Origin of the sequence: Nonomuraea sp. NPDC052116, assembly GCF_040680035.1 — a bacterium.
In the GTDB taxonomy this organism is placed as follows: domain Bacteria; phylum Actinomycetota; class Actinomycetes; order Streptosporangiales; family Streptosporangiaceae; genus Nonomuraea; species Nonomuraea angiospora_A.
In genome coordinates this window covers 186,452-202,223 of record NZ_JBFAWA010000018.1, presented here as the reverse complement: position 1 = coordinate 202,223, position 15,772 = coordinate 186,452, and the positions used below count along the sequence as shown (strand labels likewise).

Annotated in this window: 13 protein-coding genes and 2 pseudogenes; 10 read left to right on the top strand and 5 right to left on the bottom strand. The window is 69.2% G+C overall.

Going from position 1 to position 15,772, the window contains the following annotated elements:
- Positions 1-911: 911 nt before the first annotated feature.
- Entirely contained in the window at positions 912-1,250 is a 339-nt protein-coding gene (locus tag AB0L65_RS31895; protein ID WP_364252662.1) for a hypothetical protein, read from the top strand.
- Between the two features lie 18 nt (positions 1,251-1,268).
- Here the strand turns inward: AB0L65_RS31895 and AB0L65_RS31890 are convergent, their stop codons facing one another.
- Both AB0L65_RS31890 and AB0L65_RS31885 read right to left on the bottom strand, forming a co-directional pair.
- On the bottom strand, positions 1,269-1,928 hold the full coding sequence (locus AB0L65_RS31890) for a response regulator transcription factor (protein WP_364252659.1): 660 nt from the start codon (positions 1,926-1,928) through the stop codon (positions 1,269-1,271).
- A complete protein-coding gene (locus AB0L65_RS31885) occupies positions 1,925-3,205 on the bottom strand; it encodes a histidine kinase (RefSeq protein ID WP_364252656.1) in 1,281 nt (426 codons plus the stop codon). The genes AB0L65_RS31890 and AB0L65_RS31885 overlap by 4 nt, the downstream gene beginning before the upstream one ends.
- A 146-nt stretch (positions 3,206-3,351) precedes the next feature.
- Here AB0L65_RS31885 and AB0L65_RS31880 point away from each other — a divergent pair, with 146 nt between their 5' ends.
- Positions 3,352-4,902, top strand: coding sequence for an alpha/beta fold hydrolase (locus AB0L65_RS31880; protein ID WP_364252653.1), 1,551 nt, complete (start codon positions 3,352-3,354; stop codon positions 4,900-4,902).
- Between the two features lie 760 nt (positions 4,903-5,662).
- Here the strand turns inward: AB0L65_RS31880 and AB0L65_RS31875 are convergent.
- Positions 5,663-6,145 carry a MarR family transcriptional regulator gene (locus AB0L65_RS31875; RefSeq protein WP_364252650.1) on the bottom strand — a complete coding sequence of 161 codons (483 nt, stop codon included), beginning with the start codon at positions 6,143-6,145 and terminating at the stop codon, positions 5,663-5,665.
- Between the two features lie 88 nt (positions 6,146-6,233).
- On the opposite strand from AB0L65_RS31875, the gene AB0L65_RS31870 reads away from it, so the two are divergent.
- Positions 6,234-7,049, top strand: coding sequence for a class I SAM-dependent methyltransferase (locus AB0L65_RS31870; RefSeq protein WP_364252647.1), 816 nt, complete (start codon positions 6,234-6,236; stop codon positions 7,047-7,049).
- A gap of 198 nt (positions 7,050-7,247) precedes the next feature.
- Here AB0L65_RS31870 and AB0L65_RS31865 read toward each other — a convergent pair whose 3' ends face one another.
- The gene (locus tag AB0L65_RS31865) at positions 7,248-7,823 is read right to left on the bottom strand and encodes a TetR-like C-terminal domain-containing protein (RefSeq protein WP_364252644.1); all 576 of its coding nucleotides are present in this window, start codon (positions 7,821-7,823) and stop codon (positions 7,248-7,250) included.
- Positions 7,824-7,891: 68 nt separating this feature from the next.
- Between AB0L65_RS31865 and AB0L65_RS31860 the strand changes: the two genes are divergently transcribed.
- The 3 genes and pseudogenes from AB0L65_RS31860 to AB0L65_RS31850 all read left to right on the top strand — a co-directional run.
- Positions 7,892-9,220 (top strand): alpha/beta hydrolase, encoded by a 1,329-nt coding sequence (locus AB0L65_RS31860; protein ID WP_364252641.1) that lies wholly within the window; start codon positions 7,892-7,894, stop codon positions 9,218-9,220.
- Between the two features lie 287 nt (positions 9,221-9,507).
- Positions 9,508-10,608, top strand: a complete 1,101-nt coding sequence (locus AB0L65_RS31855) for an NADH:flavin oxidoreductase/NADH oxidase (RefSeq protein ID WP_364252638.1) — start codon at positions 9,508-9,510, stop codon at positions 10,606-10,608.
- Between the two features lie 27 nt (positions 10,609-10,635).
- A pseudogene (locus tag AB0L65_RS31850) lies at positions 10,636-10,740 on the top strand (aldehyde dehydrogenase family protein); the annotation flags it as partial.
- Between the two features lie 522 nt (positions 10,741-11,262).
- Here the strand turns inward: AB0L65_RS31850 and aceE are convergent.
- A pseudogene (aceE, locus tag AB0L65_RS31845) lies at positions 11,263-13,686 on the bottom strand (pyruvate dehydrogenase (acetyl-transferring), homodimeric type); the annotation flags it as partial.
- 48 nt (positions 13,687-13,734) lie between these two features.
- Here aceE and AB0L65_RS31840 point away from each other — a divergent pair.
- The 4 genes from AB0L65_RS31840 to AB0L65_RS31825 all read left to right on the top strand — a co-directional run bounded on the left by AB0L65_RS31840 (position 13,735) and on the right by AB0L65_RS31825 (position 15,651).
- Entirely contained in the window at positions 13,735-14,406 is a 672-nt protein-coding gene (locus AB0L65_RS31840; protein ID WP_364252635.1) for a GntR family transcriptional regulator, read from the top strand.
- Between the two features lie 143 nt (positions 14,407-14,549).
- Entirely contained in the window at positions 14,550-14,993 is a 444-nt protein-coding gene (locus AB0L65_RS31835; protein ID WP_364252632.1) for a hypothetical protein, read from the top strand.
- On the top strand, positions 14,990-15,493 hold the full coding sequence (locus AB0L65_RS31830; protein WP_364252629.1) for a hypothetical protein: 504 nt from the start codon (positions 14,990-14,992) through the stop codon (positions 15,491-15,493). Before AB0L65_RS31835 ends, AB0L65_RS31830 begins: the two co-directional genes overlap by 4 nt.
- Complete coding sequence (locus AB0L65_RS31825; protein WP_364252626.1) at positions 15,490-15,651, top strand: hypothetical protein; 162 nt, start codon at positions 15,490-15,492, stop codon at positions 15,649-15,651. Before AB0L65_RS31830 ends, AB0L65_RS31825 begins: the two co-directional genes overlap by 4 nt.
- Positions 15,652-15,772 lie beyond the last annotated feature (121 nt).

The window sequence follows — 15,772 nt, the reverse complement described above, 5'->3', positions numbered from 1 at the left end:
CGACTCCTACCTTCGGATAGATCCTGTAGAGGTGATACTCGACCGTCCGCGGGCTGAGAAGAGCCGGGCGGCGATCTCCTTGCTGGACAGGCCGTCGGCGACCAGGCTGGCGATCCGCAGCTCCTGCGCGGCCCGTACTCGGGCACTTATGTCCGAGCTGTCTCGTTAGCTTGGTGAGGCAAAGATCAAAAGGAGCTTGGGTGTCGGCGAAGGGCGATGGCCGACGCTGGCGGACGCGGCCGCCGGAGCCGCCCACACACACGCGAGGCACAACGCCATGGAGATGTCGACGATGATCGCCGTCATGTAGGCGGCCGTGTGACGCAGGGCTTCTTTCTCCTGCCCGCTGGATCCAGCCGCGCTCCCCCCGGTGCCGTCCTGGGGAAACACCCGCCACCTCCACCCTGGTGGCCTACCCCGGCCACACCTCCGTCACGTCCCTCGCCAAGTACGTTCGCGTCTCCCCCGAGGCCCTGGCCCGCTGGCTGCAGGGCCGCGACCCCGCCGCGCGCCGCCGCTGACGGGGCGCAGGGCGAGCCCAACCCTGCACAAGGGTGTCAGAACTCCTCAGCTATGAGAGACGGCGGTGCGCCACCCAAAGCTGTCCGGTTTGTCCTTGGGCGTCGTTCTATAACCCCTCGCAAAACCCTTCTCTCACAGCCCGGCTCACGATCGTTTTGCGACGTGAGGGATCTTGCTGATTCGGCGGCCGCGGTCGAGTCCTTCGACTGTCCGATATGCGAGGCGCCGGCGGGCAGCGCCTGCCGGACCCGAGGCGGGAAGGTCACTCCGAAGTACTACACGCCGCGCTTCATGCTGGTACCGCAACTGCGAGCCGAGCTGGAGGTACGCACGCCCGCCGATCGCGGTCCGGGCCGGGCCTGGACCGCAGGGCGCCCTCGGCGGAGACGGTGGAGTTCCTCGAGGGGGCGGCCTCCGGCCCTCCCCAAGTCGGCGGCTGGACGCGGTTCGCCGACGGGACCCCGCTCGGCGCCACGACCGTGCCGCTGCTGATGGACTCCTGGCCGCCGCCACCGCATCGGCACTTCGGCTTCGGCGGCGGCGTCGTCACCGTCGACCTCACCGTTCATTGGAGAGGACGGCCGGGGGACGGCTGGCACTTCGTGTGGTTCGAATCGACTCTCCTGCGGCACGGCTACGTCGAGGTCGACGGCCGGCTGTGGCGGCCGGACGGTGTCCTGGTGGCACAGAGCAGGCAGCTCGCGCGCTACACGCCGCCGGCCGCCTGAGTGTCCCCCTCCGCCGGCTCAGGTGGCGCCTGTGCGAACCAGTCCGCTTTCGTAGGCATAGACGACGGCTTGGACGCGGTCGCGCAGGCCGAGTTTGGTGAGCACGCGGCTGACGTGCGTTTTGACGGTGCCCTCGGACAGGAAGAGCGAGCCGGCGATCTCGGTGTTGGACAGGCCGCGGGCGATGAGGCTCAGCACCTCGCGTTCGCGTTCGGTCAGGACGTCGAGGCCGACCGTGGGGGTGACCGGGGCGGTGCCGATGCCGACGTAGCGTTCGAGCAGGCGCCGGGTCACGCTGGGCGCGATGACTGCGTCGCCTCGTACGACCACGCGGATGGCCGACAGCAGATCGTCCGCGAGGGTGTCCTTGAGGAGGAATCCGCTGGCGCCGGCGTGAAGGGCGGCGTAGACGTACTCGTCGAGGTCGAAGGTGGTCAGCATCAGGACCCGGGTCCGGCTGGTGCCGGCGCAGATGCGGCGGGTCGCCTCGACGCCGTCGATGTCGGGCATCCGTACGTCCATCAGCACGATGTCGGGCTGGAGGTCGAGTGCCATCTTCGCCGCCTGCCCGCCGTCGCCTGCCTCTCCGATGACCTGCGTGTCGTCGGCGTTGTCCAGGATCATGCGGAATCCGGTGCGGACGAGGGCCTGGTCGTCGGCGAGGAGAACGCGGATCATGCGGTGTGTCCCCGGACCGGTAGCGCTGCCCGTACGGCGAATCCGCCCTGCTGCCCGGGGCCGACCGTCAACGTGCCGCCGAACAGCTTGACGCGCTCGCGCATGCCACGCAGGCCGTTGCCGCCGCCGGCGTCGGTGGTCCCGCCGTGGCCGTTGTCGCTGATCTCGATGGCGATCTCCGTCTCGCGGTAGGTGAGGATCACGCTGGCGGCGGCACCCGTTCCGGCATGTTTCATGGTGTTGGTCAGAGCCTCCTGCACGATGCGGTACGCCGACAGATCCACCGCCGAGGGCAGCGCCGCGGGCGAGCCCTCCACGCGCAGCCCCACGGGTGTGCCTGCCCCGTTGACCCGGGCGAGCAGGGCGGACAGGTCCGCCAGGCCGGGTTGCGGATGCCAGGCGTCGTCCACCTCTCCCACAGCTGTGAGCACGTGCCGCATGTCGGCGAGGGAGGCGCGCCCGGTGCTGACGATGGCTTCCAGCGCGGCCCGGGTGCCGACGGGGTTGCTGCCGAGCGCCGCGGCGCCGCCCTGGGCCTGGATCACCATGAGGGACAGGCCGTGGGCCACGACGTCGTGCAACTCCCGGCTGATCCGCCCGCGCTCGGCGGCCGCCGCGAGCGCCGCCTGCTGGTCGCGTTCGCGTTCGAGGTCTCGGGCGTGCGCGTGGAGCTCGTCGAGGTAGGCGCGGCGGCTGCGGGTGCCGGAGCCGATCGCCCAGGAGGCGACCAGGGCCGATCCGAGCACCGACAGGCCACTCCAGGTGTCGGCGGAGGCGCTGCGGTGGACCGTCATGACCTCTTTCGGCCGGGAGGTTGTGTCGAGGCCGGGGCCCGTCGAGAGCACATGTGATGGCCCGGGTATCGGACGCGCGTCGTACAGGCTCCATCCGGTGACGAGCAGCAGGAGGCCGGCCAGGGTGGCGAGCGAGACGGTCCGCTCGTGGCGGGCGGCAACGGCATGGAGCAGGACCAGCACGCTCAGATCGATGATCATGAGAGGTGCGGCCTGCGCCACGTGCACCGCGGCGGCGAGCACACAGCCGGCGAGCATCGGGAGCGGCAGGCGCCTGCGCAGCGTGACGGCGATCGCGATCAGCGCCGTCGCCGCCCACCAGAGGGTGAGTTGTACGCCCGGCCCTCCGGTGGCGAGGGGACCCGCTGTCGTGGCCACGATCGTATTCGGGTCGTTGACCAGCACGCAGATCAGGAGCAGCACAGCGGCCAGCGCCGCGTCCTGCGGCACCGGCAAGCGTGACCACGTGCGAACGGCCGTCATGATCCTGTGAGCTTACGGCCGCGCCACCCGCGCCCGCGTCCATCGAAAGTCTGATTCGGCGGCTCGGTCGTACGTCTGACGACAGAGGTGAACGTACGGCCGAGGGCAGACGCGGGTGCAGCAGGGTCGCCAGCAGGGTTGGCCGCATGATCCGACGTGAATTGCCTTCAGGCCGCGTGGCGACAGCCGTCGCCGTGACCGCGCTCACTCTCGCATCGCTGGTCGCGGGCTCGCCCGCGACCGCGCAAGCCCAGGAGCCGGTGAAGTGGCAGCCCTGCCGCACCTACTCCGACGACGACCTGCGATCACTCATCACCTCCGACGAGCAGTTGCGGAAGTTCCGCGCTCTGCTGGGCCGGATGGAATGCGGAACCGTCAGCGTTCCGCTGGACTACGGAAAGCCACGTGAACGGCAGATCACCATCGCGATCACGCGGGTCAAGGCCGCCGACCACAAGCGCCGGTTGGGCAGCCTGGCGCTCAACCCGGGCGGGCCGGGCGGCGCCGGATACCTGTTCCCGCTCCAGATCGCCTCGATGAACCGGGTGAACGCCGAACTCAACGACCGCTACGACCTGATCGGGTTCGACCCTCGTGGGGTCGGCTACAGCACCAAGGCCGACTGCCCGGCCATGGGCGGACAGCCGCCGGAGCCGGGGCCGCTGACCAAGGCGGCGGCCGAGCGCGCCCATGACAGCGGGGTGGCCAGGAACAAGGCCTGCGGAACGTCCGACCCCGCCTTCCTCGGCCGGCTCACCACCCTGAACTCGGCCCGCGACCTGGACCGGGTGCGGATCGCGCTGGGTGAGCCCAAGCTCAGCTTCCTGGGCGTCTCCTACGGCACCTGGCTCGGCGCGGTCTACCGCAGCACGTTCCCGGGCAGCGTCGGCCGGATGTTCCTGGACAGCGTGTCGCCCGTGACCTTCCGGCTGGACGACTTCGAGGACGGCCACGCCGCGGGCGCCGAGCGCAACTTCGGGCGGATGGCCGCCTGGATCGCCGAGCGCGACGGCACCTACGGCCTCGGCAGCACCCCGGAGAAGGTGCGGACCGCGGTGCTGGCCCTGCGCCGCGCCTATGATGCCGATCCGAAGCACTACAGCGACTGGCAGATGGTCGCCGACGGCTCCACGGTCGCCATGCTGGCCATCCAGAGCGCCCCCGACTGGCCGCAGGTCGCCCAGGCGTTCAAGGAAATGCGGGAAGGGGGCGACACCGCACCACCCGCTCTCAAGAAACTCCTCGAGCAGGGAGGCATGCGGCCCCCGTCGCCCAACGCCCCGGAACGGTTCAACGCGACCACCGGACAGGCCGTCTTCTGCAACGAGGACCCCAGCCGGCTCGGCTTCCCCAAGGCCTGGGCCACCTACCAGCGGCGACTCGAGCGCAACCCGGTCACCGGGCGGGCCGTCCCCTTCACCGCCCAGTGCGCCGGCTGGCCACTGCCGGTGCAGGAGACGAAGGTGCGCCGCACCAAGGGGTCGCTGGTGCTGTCCGGACACCGCTACGAAGCGGTCTCCCTGTACGAGTGGACCAAGCAGATGCACGCGGCCATCGGCGGCACGGTCTTCACCGTCGACGACGACGTGCACGGCTCCGTCCTGCGCGTGCCGGACTGCGCCGCCAAGCTCGTGTCGTACTTCGACACGGGCCGCATCGACCGCGGCTGCGACGGCACCCCTGTACCTGAGAAGTAGCCCCACCCCACCTTTCGACCATGCACCTGTTCAACAACCTGTCGAAAGCCTGCAACATTCGCATCTCACGGCGAGCGCGGAGCCGGTACGAAGCTGGTCGCATGATCGGAAGAATGGCCAGGGCTTGGTGGGCTCGGTGCCGGTTGCAGAACTGTTCGTACTCGCGCAGGGCGTGCCGCAGGTGGCGTTCGTTCCACAGCAGGCAGCGGTCGCGAAGCTCGTGGCGGCACGATTGCACCCACTGCTCCGTGATCGCGTTCATCCGCGGCATCCGGACGGTGAGCACGGTCCGGATGCCGGCCTCGGCCAGGATCTCGTCCATGAGCGCCGGGAACCTCCCGTCCCGGTCACGGATCAGATAACGGAGCTGGCAACCGGCGTCCTCCAGATCCCATCACCAGGTTCTTAACGGCCTGGGCGACCCAGCTCGCGGTCGGGTGCGCGGTGGTGCCAGGTACGCGGATGCGTCTGGTTGCGTGCTCGACGACGGCCAGGATGTACTGACGCCGCCCACCAAGGGTGACGGTCTCGATGAAGTCGCATGCCAGTAGAGCTTCGGCTTGGGAGCGCGGGAAGTCGGCCCATGTGGTGGACGCCCGATCGGGTGCCGGATCAATGCCTTCCTGCTTGAGGATCTCCCAGACCGTGGACGAGCGATCGTGATGCCGAGCGTGGTGAGCTCTCCGTGGACCCGCGGGCCGGATGAGAAGCCGCAGGCGGCGCAGGACGTCGCGGGGGCAAAGGATGATCTGACGTCGCCCTAGCCGACCTCGCGTCCGGCCTCCTGGAGCCGCCGCCACTTCGCCATCGACTGGTTGATCTCCTCGCGTATGAACGCGAAGAACCGGCTGGTCTCGTCCAGCCGCCGCCCGGCGGGGGAGTCGAGACCCAACAGCGCGACGCCCTCGTCGGCGCCGACCTGCACCCGGGCCAGCATCGGGTCGGACTGGCTGACGAAGTGGCTCCAGGTGTGCTCGTGGATCCGGCAGAAGTCGTGCCGGGTGCCGGGTTCGCGGCCGCGTTCGACCAGCCGCACCTGCACCAGGTATTTGACCGCCCCCGAGATCGCCGACGCGCCGACCCCCAGTCGCTCGGCGAGTTCGGCGGCCGACAGCTTGCCGGAGTCGGTGACCAGCAGCGCGGCGTACACGCGTGCGGCCATGCGGGGCATGCCGTATTCGACCATGATCTGCGCGAACCGTTCCTGGAAGACGGCGATGACGCCCTCGTCCGCTCGCGTCACCGAAGCTCCCTTCCTCGTCGCGGCCTCAACAGTCTAGAGCTATTCGCAAACTTCACGAAATTCGTGAAATACGAGTAATGTCGCTGTCGTGAAGGACACTGAACTCGTCGGAGTGCAGAAGACCCTCAGCCCCGTCCTCAGGGCCAAAGCACTGGACAACCGACTGCCGGACCCGATCCTCGGCGACGAATACGCCGAGCAGGCGATGCGCCGCCTCGACCCCGACTACGACAACCGCAGATTCGGCACCAGCCAGCTGGGCCTCGCCGCGGTGGTGCGCGCCAAGGCCCACGACGACTGGGCCCGAAGCTTCCTCGCCGACCACCCCGACGCGGTGGTGCTGCACCTGGGCTGCGGCCTCGACGCCCGGGTGTACCGGATCGACCCGCCCGCCACCGTCGACTGGTACGACCTGGACTACCCGTCCGTCATCGAACTGCGGCAACAATTCCTGCCGCCGCGCGAGCACTACACCCTGATCGACTCCAGTGTCACCGACCTGACCTGGCTGGAACGCGTCCCCCGCGGCCGACCGGTGCTGATGATCGCCGAGGGACTGGTGCCCTACCTGACCGAGACCGACGTCCGGCGGCTGCTGACCAGCGTCGTCGACGCCTTCCCCACCGGCCGGATACAGCTCGACACGGTGGCGGTCTGGGCGTGGCGAACCTCGAAATGGGACCCCTCGCTGCGCAAATACGACGCCCAGTTCCACTGCGGCTTCAACGACCCGGCCGGGCTGGCCGATTGGCACCCGCGGCTCGAATACGTCGACGAGGCGCCGATGAACGACTCACCGGTGCTGATGGCCAAGGCACCCGCGAACATACGCCGCATGTATCGCCTCATGAACCTGCTGCCAGGCATGAAACGGTCCACCCGCATCGTACGGTTCCGGTTCTGACGCGCCGACGTCCCATCAGCCCACGGCCTTGCCGCCTTGACGAGCCCGTCCAGCAGCTTCTGGAAATCCTTTGCCGGACCCGCCGCAGTCCTCACATTCGCAGCCGAGCGCCACGAGCCGTCCCCGCCGCGCGACGTCCGCGTAGCTCCGTCAGGCGAGGGACAGTCTGAGAGCGCTGCGTAGACTGACGCTGCGAAGTCAAGCCGCCCAGCCACGCAGCGCGGCGGGGATCGTCGAGCGGAACGTGGCCTCGGCCGTGGCGGTGTCGAGGGCCCCGGCCAATTCGAGAGTCACCAGCCCGTGCAGGGTCACCCAGAGCGAGAGCGCGATGGAGGTCGCGTCCCCCGAGAGTGCGGAGGCCGACAGAGCGCGGTCTATCGCCTCAATGAGCGGCCTGACGGGATCTGCGGCACCCACGTCGCCGGACGGGTCGAAGCTCTGCACGCCGCCGAACAACACCATGTAGAGGTGGCGGTGCTCGCGTCCCCACCGCCGGTACGCGACCGCGAGCTCGTAGAGGTCGGCGAGGGGGTCATCGGAGGCCACCACCGCCAGCAGTTCCTGGGACAGCCCGGCGACCGCTCTGTCGCGCACTTCGGCGATCAGCCCGTCCTTGCCGTCGAACAGCGAGTAGACGGCGGCGGTCGCGGTCCCTGCGGCGGCGGCCAGGGCACGGATGGTGATCGACTCCCGTGGACAGGTCGCGAACATCTCGGTCGCGGACTCGATGAGGCGGTCCTTCACGGTGTCGTCGTTCGTTCTCGGCCTTCCCACGACGACCAGCCTAGCCGAGCTGGTAGCGTTTCCAAACGTCGTTTTGAAACAACGTTTGGAAACCGTCGATGCCACTCACCGTTCCCCTCCGCCTCATCGGCCGTCTGATCCTCGCCGTGCTCGCCGTCGTGGGGCTGGCCGGGTTGTTCCTCACCCTCATCGTTCTGACGGACGGCGCCCGCTCGGGGATCGCCGCCTGGCTGACCACCCTCGGCGCCGGAGTCATCGCCGCACTGTGGCGAGGCCGCGGCCGTACCTGGCCGGGCCGGCTGTGGCCCTTCGCGCCGGTGATCGTCGCCGCCGCGCTCACGGCGTCGGTCTGCGTCCCCACCACCCCCACGACCCGGCAGTATCCGCCCGACCTGCCATTCGTCGCGACGAAACACTGGAGCCTGAGCACGGGAAGCCGGGTCGCCGTCTACCACTATCCCCCCGCCTCCGGCGCCCCCCGGCGCCCCACGCCGCTCGTGTACCTCCACGGAGGGCCCGTCCGTGACATCGCCGTGCTCGACCACCGCTTCCTTCGGCTCCTGGCCGGACAGGGCTACGACGTGTACGCCTACGAGCAGCCCGGCGGCGGACGGAGCGACCTGCTGCCCATGGAGCAGTACACGATCTCCAGGTCCGTACGTGACCTCGCCGCCTTCATCGATCGCCTGGACAAGGGCCCGGTCGACGTCCTCGGATTCTCCGCGGGCGCGGTCGTGCTCACCCGGGCCCTGGCCACCCCGGACGTCGCCGTCCACGTGCACCGGGCGATCATCGCCGAGCCCGGCCCCATGGACGGTCCCACCGCGCTGATCAGCGGGCAACAGGGACGACCGTCCGCGCGCGGCCTCGTACCGGCCCCGACCGGACCGCGGGCGACGCGCGTCCCCCGGTACGCCGTCGCGCTCGGCCTCATCCAACTCGGGCTCCTCCCGCCCGACACCGGCCTGATCACGCAGGCCGAGGGCATCAACGCCTTCAAAGCCGCCGACCTCGGCAGCGACACCGCCTCCGCCTACTGCGCGCAGGACGCCGGCCGCATCCCTGCCGAGGACACCGCGGAGAACTTCTCCTTCAGCGTTGCCGCGAGCCTCCGCATCATGCAGACGATCAAGGACTCACCTTCCATCGCCTCCGAGCTGAAACGCTCCCGCACCCCCGCGATGCTGATGATCGCCGAATGCTCGTCACAGGTACGCCAATGGGAGACCGCCATCCTCGCCGCCGACCCCGCCATCGAACGAACCCAATACATGCCCGGCGTCGGACACCATATGTGGAACGGCCTCGACGACAACAACGAGCGCGCCGCCGCCGTCATCACGGCGTTCCTCCAGGCCGAGCCGTCGCCCCTGCGGAACTACCCGACCCGCGCCGACATCTCCGCCTTCCTCCGCGACCACAGGTGAGGCCCACAGCGGGCCGACCTGGACCTCAGCGCCGCCACCGACCGTGAAGCCACGCCGGGCCGCCCATCTTCGCAGCGCTGCCGAGCGATGGCCGCTCGGCCACATCCAGCCGTACCTCGCCGTGGAGCTCCTGGGGTTCCTTACGAGGTATGCTTGCATGCGCTGGTTACCGACAGGAATAAATAGCAAGCGTATGCAATTATTGTGAGTGTTCTGTATATTGCCGCGCGGGCGACGCGCCTCTCGTCTGGCGGCCGACCAATCAGGCGCGTATCAGGAGTTTCGGCATGGCCTCTCTGTTCACCCCGGTCACCCTCAGATCGCTGACCGTCCCCAACCGGATCTGGATGGCGGCGATGTGCCAGTACAGCGCGGAGCCGCAGGGCGAAACGGTGGGCGCCCCGACAGATTGGCACTTCGCCCACCTCGCCGCACGCGCCTCCGGGGGGACCGGCCTGATCATCACCGAGGCCACCGCGGTCAGCCCCGAGGGCCGGATCTCCCCGTATGACCTCGGCATCTGGAACGACACTCAGGTAGCCGCGTTCCAGCGCATCACAGCGTTCCTGAAGTCGCAGGGCACTGTCCCCGCCATCCAGCTCGCCCACGCCGGGCGCAAGGCGTCCACCGAGCGCACCTGGGTCGACGGCGGGCGCCCGATCACCCCGGACGAGCCGTTCGGCTGGACTCCGCTGGGCCCCAGCGCGACCTCCTTCGCTCCCGCGTCGACCACGCCCGAGGAACTCACCACGGACCACATCCGTGCGATCGTCCAGGAGTTCGCCGCCGCCGCCCGGCGCGCGCTCGAGGCCGGATTCGAGGTCGTCGAGATCCATGGAGCCCACGGTTACCTGATCCACCAGTTTCTCTCCCCGCACAGCAATCACCGCACCGACGAGTACGGCGGCTCGTTCGAGGGTCGGACCCGCTTCGCCTTGGAGGTCGTCGACGCCGTACGCGCGGTGTGGCCCGAGGAACTGCCGGTCTTCTTCCGCGTCTCCGCCACCGACTGGCTCACCGAGAACCCCGAGGATGACCGTGACGGCTGGACCGCGGCCGACACCGTCCGTTTCGCCAAGGAACTCCACGCCCGCGGCGTGGACCTGATGGACGTCTCCACCGGCGGCAACGCCCCCGGCGCCAAGATCGTGACAGGCCCTCATTACCAGGTGCCCTTCGCCGAGCAGGTCCGCAACGAAGCTGGCATGCCCACCGCGGCCGTCGGCATGATCACCGAGCCTGCCCAAGCCCAGCAGATCATCACCTCGGGCCAGGCGGACGCCGTCCTGCTGGGCCGCGAACTCCTGCGCAACCCCTACTGGGCCCGTCGGGCCGCAGAGGAACTCGGGGGCCAGGTCGCCACCCCCGTCCAGTACCACCGCGCTTGACCACCCCACGGGCGGAGCAACGCCGCCGCCCCGTTCGGCGGGGTCAAGCAGTCGGGTCTCGGCCGCGAGGGCGGCTTCGAAGGAATCGACGAGTACCTGGAGACCAAGTACCTCGCACTCAACGCCGAGTAGCTCCCGCACCACAGGCAAAGGGGCCGCGACCCCTCTCCGGGACGGGTGCCGGTGCCACCACCGGCCCCGTGCGGCCCTCGATGGCCTCCAGGACCGACGTCATGTCGAGCCGCCCGTTGCCGAGGACGCGGTGCGGGCCGGTAGGTGTTACCCGCTGGATTGAGACCGAATTCGACAACCGGATCGCCCCCTACCTGGGCCCGGTTGCCAGCGGGCAGGAGCCGGGGGCGCGGGAACGGGTGACGGTCGAGGTAAGGGGCAAGCGCCTGGAGGCCGTCCTCCCTGCCGAGTTCGCGAGCACCGCTACAACATCACCGGGTACGTCCTGCCCGACCAGCCGGCCCCCGACCCGCGCGACTGGCTGGAGGTCCAGCCCGACCCGGCGCAGTGATCTTCCTCTTTCGCGGTCAGATTTGTGGAACCGACGCCTGAGCCGCGCTTGAGGACCGGGCCGCCGCCTGGGGCCGGTCCCCCGGTTCATCCCCTGGCAGACTCCTCGACGCCCTTGAGCACTGCGTCGGCAATCGATCGGGGGTCGACCCCGAAGTGCCTGCGCACGGACTCGCGGCTGCCGGACAGCCCGAACCCGTCGGTGCCGAGTGACGTCCATGGCCGGTCAATCCATGGCCGGATCTGGTCCGGAACGGCACGCATCCAGTCGCTGACCGCGATCACCGGGCCGTCGATCCCGGCCAGGGCTTTACGCAGGTACGGCGCGCCCGACGCAGCCATGGCATCACGGCGCAGCTCACTCCATGACGTGACGGACCAGACGTCAACGCCCAAGCCGTACTCCTCCTGCAGCAGGCGCTGCGCGGCCAGCGCCCAATGGATCGCGGTGCCGCTGGCCAGCAGGTGGGCCTGTCCGCCGCCGACGGCGTACCGATAGATGCCGTTGAGGATGCCCTCCTCAACTCCCTCCGGCATCACCGGCTGAGGCAGCGCCTCGTTGTAGAGGGTCAGGTAGTAGAACACGTCCTCGCCGTCGGGCCCGTACATGCGCTTGAGGCCCTCGCGTACGATCACGGCCACCTCGTAGGCGAAGGCGGGGTCGTAGGCCAGGCACGCAGGGTTGGCGGAGGCGAGGAGCTGGGAGTGCCCGTCCGCGTGTTGAAGGCCCTCCCCCGTCATCGTGGTCCGGCCGGCCGTGGCCCCGATGAGGAACCCGCGGCCGAGCTGGTCGGCCAGCGCCCACATCTGGTCACCGGTGCGCTGCCAGCCGAACATCGAGTAGAAGATGTAGAAAGGGATCATGGCCTCGCCATGCGTCGCTTAGCTGGACGCCGCGGCGGTGAACGAGGCCATCGATCCGGCTTCGGTGATGCCTTCGAGCAGGATCTGCCCGTCGGTCGCCTCCTTGTACGACAGCAGCATGTCTCGGTCGACGGCCTCGTAGCGCTGGCCCAGCGGCGAGTAGATCTTGGCCGAGGGGAACAGCGACTCCATGCCGAACGTCCTGGCCTCGTCGGGCACGATCGGCACCCAGCGGCGTCCCGTCTCCGGCTCTTTCATGAGGTCCTTGACGAGGCGGACGAAGGCCATCGTCGTTGCCACCGGTTGTTTGGAGCCCTTCTCCAGCGCGCGGAACGGGCGCTCGCCGGGCGCGGCCAGCGGCCGGTAGGAGACTCGCCGGTTCGGCACAGGGCCGCCCAAGCCACGCCGTCGCTCGGCCACGTAGCGGGCCTCCGGCGAGTCGGGGCCCGGATGCAGGTACGGTGGCAGGTCGCCGTCGAGCTCGCGATCCGACACGGGCAGCCCGAGCCGGTCGCGCAGGGTGCGGAACTCATCATGGCTGAGTTTCTTCATCTGATGGTTGGCATTGCGCGCCTCGACGCCGGCGCCAAGCGTCCAGCCCTTGACGGTCTGCACGAGGATCACGGTGGGGGCGCCGCGGTTGTCCAAGGCTCTGCGGTAGGCGGCATACACCTTGCGCGGCTCGTGACCGGCCCGTGAACCGCCCACGACACGCCGCAGGTCCTCGTCCGAGTACGGCACGTCCAGCCCTCGGAACAGATGCTCTCTGATGTAAGCTCCGTCGGCGGCGGCAAACGTCTGGAACTGCCCATCGGGCACCACGGCCAATCTGGCCACCAGCTCGTCGGAGCGGAGCAGTTCGTCCCACTCCCAGCCCCACAGCGCCTTGACGACATGCCAGCCCGCGCCCCTGAACACGCTTTCGAGCTCTGTCACGATGCGGGTGTTACCGCGTACGGGCCCATCGAGCCTCTGCAGGTTGCAGTTGATCACGAACGTGAGGTTGTCCAACCCTTCCCGGGCGGCCAGCGTGAGGGCGGCCGTGGACTCCGGCTCGTCCATCTCGCCATCGCCGAGGAAGGCCCACACGTGGCCGTCCGAGGTGTCCTTGATGCCGCGGTGATGCAGATAGCGGTTGAAACGGGCCTGGTAGATCGCATTGAGCGGGCCGAGGCCCATGGACACGGTGGGGAACTGCCAAAAGCCGGGCATGGCCCGCGGATGCGGGTACGAGGGCAGCCCGCCCTCAGGCTCGCGCCTGAACAGGTCCAGCCGGTCGCGGCTCAGCCTGCCCTCCAGGAAAGCGCGGGCATAGATCCCCGGTGAGGCATGGCCCTGGAAATAGACCTGATCGTGCTCGCCGTGGAAAAAGTGGTTGAAGCCCACCTCGTACAGCCAGGCGGCCGAGGCATAGGTCGCCATGTGCCCGCCGAGCCCCAGCTTGCTGCCTCTGGTGATCATGGCGGCGGCGTTCCATCGGTCGTAGGCCGCGATGCGCTCCTCAAGCCCCAGGTCACCCGGATACGGGGGCTCCTCCCCCGTCGGCACGGTGTTGATGTAGCGGCTGCTCGTGGCCAGCTTTCGCAGCAGGAAGTCGGCCCGTTCCGAGCCTGCTACCCGCCGGACCGCCTCCAGCGATTCGAGCCATTCGGCGGTCTCCTGCGGATCGAGATCTTTCTCCATAGCAACCATTAAACACCCTATGATCGATCATCTGATGTCTGTACTACTATCGTGCCCGTGAAACCTGTCATCCGCTCACCGCTTCGTGATCAGATCCGGCGGACTGTGCTCGACGGCCTCATCGACGGCCGTTGGGGGCCCGGCGACCGTCTTGTCGAGCGCGGACTCGCTGCCGAGCTCGGCGTCAGCCAGGCCCCGGTGCGCGAGGCGTTGCGCGAGTTGGAGGCGCTGGGACTGATCGAGTCCTCCCCCAACAGGGGCGCGCGGATCCGCAGGTTCACCGAGACGGATCTGCGCGAGGTCTACGAGGTGCGGGCGGGCCTGGAGGAGACGGCCGTGCGGCTGCGCCTCCCGCCCGTGGCGGCCCTACGCGTCCATCTCGCCCGGCTGCATGAGGCGGCCGCCACCGATTCCCTGATCGACCAGGTGCGCCACGGCGTGGCCTTCCACCGCGAGATCGTCAAAGCGCCTGGCAACGACGTACTGCTGTCGGTGTGGGAATCTCTCGGCATCGAAGTGTGGACACACCTGTCGATTCGCCTGTTTCGGGCGCGAGCGGTGGAGAACGCCGCCGACCACGAACCACTCGTGGCGGCGTTCGAGCGTGGTGACCCACACGTTGGCGTGCTGCTGCGCGAGCACATCCTGGGATACTCGCCGCTCGCCGGAAGAGAAGGTGTAACCGCAATCGCGACCGCTGCTTCTGAAGGCCGAAGTTCTCTTGAGTGACTCCAAGTAGGCAGCCAGTCCTGTTTCCCCATGTCGACGTCGAGGGGTCCGAGAGACGGAGCTGGAGGTTGGAGGGTTGCGGGATGGTCGGGGGTGACTGGCCGGTGCCCGGAACGAGACGGATCCCGGCCAGCGCGTCGAGAATGAGCCGTCCGGTCGGGACGGCAGGCCGTCCGGCGCACAGACCGGCGACTTTGGTGTGCCTTGGTCGGCTGAAGCCAGGGAACACGACCCGGTCACGACGTACCCCTCCGGCCTACAAGGCCCGGATCCTGGAGGAGTACGACCAGCTCGACAAGGCCGGCAAGGGTGCGCTGCCGCGCCGGGAGGGCCTGTACTCGTCGCTGATCTCCAGTTGGCGCGCGGCGCGGGACCATGGCGCGGAGCAGGCGCCGGCCCGGCCGGTCGGTCGGCCGAAGGCGGATCCACGGGACAAGCGGATCGACGCGCTGCAGGCGCAGGTCGAGCGGCTGCGCGCCGAGCCTGGCAAGACCCGTCAGGTGATCGAGGTGCAGGGAAAGCTCTTCGCGCTGCTGGATCAGCCCGCCACCGGCAGCGAGACCTCGACGGCTCGGGGCGAGCGGTGAGCCGGCTCCTCCAGGCCGCCCAGGACGAGGCGATCATCGAGCTCACACCGCTGCTCCGGCGGCGCAAGGCGGGCCAGGCGGCCGGGGTTGCGCAGGCCACCTGGTATCGCAACAACCGCCGCAGTCCGGCCCAGGTCCGCCCGGCTCGAGTGCGTAAGCCGCACCCGGCCGCGCTGTCGCAGGCCGAACGCGAGCGCGTCCGCGCCGTGCTCAACGAGCGGTTCGCCGACGCCGCCCCGGCCACGGCCTCCTTCACCCCGCTGGATGAGGGCACCTATCGGGCATCGGTCTCCACGACGTACCGGATCCTGCGCGAGCACGGCGAGGTCGGCCGGGATCGGCGCCGGCAGGCCACTCACCCGCCCCGGACGGCGCCCGAGTTGGTCGCAGACGCCCCGAACCGGGTCTGGGCCTCACGATGCTCATCGCCCAGACCGCCCGCAAGCACGGTATCGATCCCGGCACGCTCACCCTGCATGCCGATCGCGGCTCGTCGATGACATCGAAGACCGTCGCCGAGTCGCTGATCGACCTGGGTGTGGCCAAGTCCCACTCCCGCCCGAAGACCAGCAACGACAACCCGTACGTGGAGGCGAGCTTCAAGACGTGCACTACGGCCGAGCCGCCGCCATCCGGGACCGGCGCGCCGCAATCCTGACCGCCACTCAGAGCGCCCACCCCGAGCGGTTCGCCGGCGGCGGCACACCCCACCCCGCCTGACCTGCCCGGCCCGGCGTGGATCAACAAGCCCGAACACACCGTCCAAGAGGTCGCCACAA

Excerpts from the sequence above, each read along its gene's own strand:
- AB0L65_RS31825 (WP_364252626.1), top strand. The coding sequence starts at position 15,490 with ATGACATCGAAGACCGTCGCCGAGTCGCTGATCGACCTGGGTGTGGCC.
- AB0L65_RS31855 (WP_364252638.1), top strand. The coding sequence starts at position 9,508 with ATGGCCTCTCTGTTCACCCCGGTCACCCTCAGATCGCTGACCGTCCCC.
- AB0L65_RS31885 (WP_364252656.1), bottom strand. The coding sequence starts at position 3,205 with ATGACGGCCGTTCGCACGTGGTCACGCTTGCCGGTGCCGCAGGACGCG.
- AB0L65_RS31860 (WP_364252641.1), top strand. The coding sequence starts at position 7,892 with ATGCCACTCACCGTTCCCCTCCGCCTCATCGGCCGTCTGATCCTCGCC.
- AB0L65_RS31835 (WP_364252632.1), top strand. The coding sequence starts at position 14,550 with ATGAGCCGTCCGGTCGGGACGGCAGGCCGTCCGGCGCACAGACCGGCG.
- AB0L65_RS31890 (WP_364252659.1), bottom strand. The coding sequence starts at position 1,928 with ATGATCCGCGTTCTCCTCGCCGACGACCAGGCCCTCGTCCGCACCGGA.
- AB0L65_RS31880 (WP_364252653.1), top strand. The coding sequence starts at position 3,352 with ATGATCCGACGTGAATTGCCTTCAGGCCGCGTGGCGACAGCCGTCGCC.